The sequence below is a fragment of the Streptomyces sp. SID11385 genome (genome assembly GCF_010548245.1).
Lineage (GTDB): Bacteria > Actinomycetota > Actinomycetes > Streptomycetales > Streptomycetaceae > Streptomyces.
Genome location: NZ_JAAGLR010000919.1, coordinates 1 through 3,028, shown reverse-complemented (window position 1 = coordinate 3,028; position 3,028 = coordinate 1). Strand labels below are relative to the sequence as shown.

The window sequence follows — 3,028 nt, the reverse complement described above, 5'->3', positions numbered from 1 at the left end:
GCACCGCACCTGCGCCGCCGCCGCGAACAGCGCCCACACCAGGGCGAGCGTCACCACCACGAGCAGAGGCAACACCACCGCGGACTCCGCCGTCACCGTCCCCTTGTCACCGCCGCGCGCTGGGGCGACGCCGAGCGAGCGGCGCCACCGGGCGGCGGCCCGCGCAGCACGCCGCCCGGCAGCCCGCCTTTCACCCATGGAGCGCCTTCATCACCGCGGCCTGCAAAGCCGCTCGCACCGCACCGCCCGTGACGACCTTGTAGAGCACCGTGGCGAGCCCCACGGCGGCGAGCAGCGCGACGGCGTACTCGGCGGTCGCCATCCCGAGATCACCCCGTTCCCTCACCCCCTTCGTCGCCTGCCGCAGGGTCCAGCGGATCCGGCGCCGCATCAGTTCCCGCCGCGCCGCGTCCCTGCGGTGGTACCGGGCGAAGTCCACGCTCCCGCGCCCGGCCGACCGTTGACGATCAAGCACTTCCGCACGACGCCGCGCTCGCGTCAGCTCCGCTCCGGCCCGCGCCAGCCCCGCGCCACGCTCCTCGTCCACCGGCGGAGGACCTGCCTTCGGCTCCTCGGCCCCGACAGCCACCGGGGCACCACCACCGGCCGACGACCGCGCGTCCACGGGCCTCGACACATGAGTACGGACGGCGGAGGCGCCGTCCACCCCGGCCCGCCTCGTACGCCGCCTGCGGCGACCGCCCTTCGCCCTCCGCCCCCCGGCACCCGGCACCGCGCGCACAGCCCCCGGCGGATCACTCGGCACCACGGAATCGGCCGACTCCGCAGGGCTGTCGGTCTTCGAGGGACCGCCAATCCCCGGAGCGCCGCCTGCGTCTGCAGGATGGCCAGTCTCCGCGGGACTCTCTACCACAGGGCCGCCGGGCTCTGCGGGACCGCTCACCTCCGCCGGACGGCCGGGGTCTACGCGACCGCTCACCTCGCCCGGGCCGTCGGACTCCAGGGAACCGCCAGGCTCCATCGCGCCGGCATGCTTCACCGGGTCAGCAGACTCCACGGAACCGACAGATCCCACGGAACCCACAGGCTTCACCGGGCCGTCAGGCTCCGCGGGGCGAAGGGGCTGCGTGGAGAAATCGCTCACCTCCGTGGGGTTCGCAAGACGGCTCCGCTTCGGACGCCCCGTCCCCACGGTGTCCCCTGCCCCCCGCACGCTCAGCGCCCTGCACCCCGGCGCCCCGTCGCCACCGGGTCGAGCCACCGCACCTGCCGACCGGTGATCGCCCGACCAGTGATCGCCCGCCTGGCGATCTCCCAACTGCTGAACGCCCACCCGGTGGTCTCCCGCCCGGAGGTCTTCCGCTCGCAAATCTCCCGGAGCGCCCCGCTCACGCGCACCGGCGGCGAGAGCGCGGCAGCCACGAGCGATGACCAAACGCTCCTCCCCGAGGTCCCGGCGAGCCCTGCCCCTGGCGGCCGTACCGCCCCGCCTCCTGCCAGGCGTCTTGCCTCGCGCGGCCGTTCCGCGCGTACCCGCGCCCTTGCCCCGCGTCTCCCGTACAGCCTTCACGTCGTTCCTCATCGCGTACTCCTTGGTTTCTTCTCCGTCTCGACCGGCTGTCCGCCCGTCGAGCTGTCCTTCGTCGCCGCTCCGCTCAGCGACGCGTCAACTCCCCTGCCAGCCCGAGCAGCACGGGCGCCACCCCGAGGATCAGGAAGGCCGGCAGAAAGCAGAGACCGAGCGGCGCCGTCACGAGCACCCCGGCCCGCCGGGCCGCCGCGCCGGCGGTGCGCGCCCAGCGGGCACGGCAGTCCGCCGCGAGTGCGAGGGCCGGTGCCGCGACCGGGGCGCCGGAGGTCGTGGCGCGCTGGAGCAGGCCCGCGAGCCCGCCCGCTCCGGGCAGCGAGCCGAAGAGGGCCCAGGCCCTCTCCGGTTCCGCGCCCAGCCGGATCTCCGCCGCCACGTGCCGCAATCGCTCCCCGACCAGCCCGTCGAGCGAGCCGCCCACCGCCTCCGCCGCTTCCACGGGCCCCGCCCCCGCCGCCACACAGGCGGCGAGCAGGTCCGCCGCGAGCGGCAGATCGGCCGGAGTCCCGCCGTCTCGCCGTCGTGGTCGCCCAAGGCCCTTCGCCAGCCCGCCGTCCGCGGACCTCCCTATCGGCCCACGCATGTCGTCGGCGCGCATCCACCGGTGCACGAGGAAGGCCCCCGTGAGTCCACAGACAACCCCTGCCGTACCGCCGACCAGCGACCACACGGTGCACCCCGCCCCCAGGACGCACACCCAACGCCGTGCCATAGCAGGCCCCGCCCGGATGCCTTTACGGAGCGGAAAACCGCTCCCCACCGCACCGCACAGCCGCCGACCGCGGCTCCGCGCCACCACACTCCGGCGCCGGGCGAGCAGCACCCGCGGGAGAAGGACCAGCGTCAGCACCCACACCGCGATCCCCACCCTGTGGACAACCTCCGCGCTCACCGCGCCACCCCCGCTCCGCGCTGCGCCTGCCGTACGAGCCACAGGCACCACCACACGCCGACCGCCTCCAGCGCGCTCCCGATCACGAGGCACATCGCCCCCGGGGCCGAGCCGAAGAGCACCCGCAACGGTGCGGCTCCGACCGCCGACCCGAGGAGCAGCCCGAGGAGCGGCAGCGCGGCCAGGAGCCCCGCCGTCGCGCGTGCCCCGCTCAACTGCGCGAGGAGGTCCGCACGCTGGTCACGATCGGCGAGGAGCGCGCGCTCCAGCCGCTCCAGACCGACCGCGAGTCCGGCGCCCCGGTCGAGCGCCACTCGCCAGCACGCGGCCAGGCCGACCAGCCCTTCCGCCCCCGGCATCCGCGCCGCCTCACGCAGTGCCGCCGGGACGTCCCCGCCGAAACGGGCCGCGGCGAGGATGTCCGCACGTCCCGGGCCGATGTCGCCGCAGGCGTTGACCGCGTGGGCCAAAGCCTCGGCCGGTCCGCTCCCGGCCCGTACCTCACCGGCCAGAAGGCCGCACAGCACCACCACCGCGTCCGCCCGGGCGGCCCGCGCCCCGGCCGCCGCCCGGGCGCGCAGCACCCG

3 protein-coding genes and 1 pseudogene are annotated in these 3,028 nt (G+C 75.8%); all 4 read right to left on the bottom strand.

Features of this window, described 5'->3' with window-relative positions; translation table 11 throughout:
• Positions 1-198: pseudogene (locus G3I42_RS28165) on the bottom strand (hypothetical protein); the annotation flags it as partial.
• Positions 191-439, bottom strand: a complete 249-nt coding sequence (locus tag G3I42_RS37920) for a DUF4244 domain-containing protein (RefSeq protein WP_343244692.1) — start codon at positions 437-439, stop codon at positions 191-193. The pseudogene G3I42_RS28165 and the gene G3I42_RS37920, both read right to left, overlap by 8 nt.
• A gap of 1,177 nt (positions 440-1,616) precedes the next feature.
• Positions 1,617-2,261 carry a type II secretion system F family protein gene (locus G3I42_RS28155; protein WP_343244691.1) on the bottom strand — a complete coding sequence of 215 codons (645 nt, stop codon included), beginning with the start codon at positions 2,259-2,261 and terminating at the stop codon, positions 1,617-1,619.
• 176 nt (positions 2,262-2,437) lie between these two features.
• A partial coding sequence (locus G3I42_RS28150) for a type II secretion system F family protein (protein WP_203607461.1) occupies positions 2,438-3,028 on the bottom strand: 591 nt, incomplete at its 5' end.

What these genes read in the sequence shown, in the direction of transcription:
- G3I42_RS28155 (WP_343244691.1), bottom strand. Translation starts at nt 2,261, where the DNA reads ATGGCACGGCGTTGGGTGTGCGTCCTGGGGGCGGGGTGCACCGTGTGG.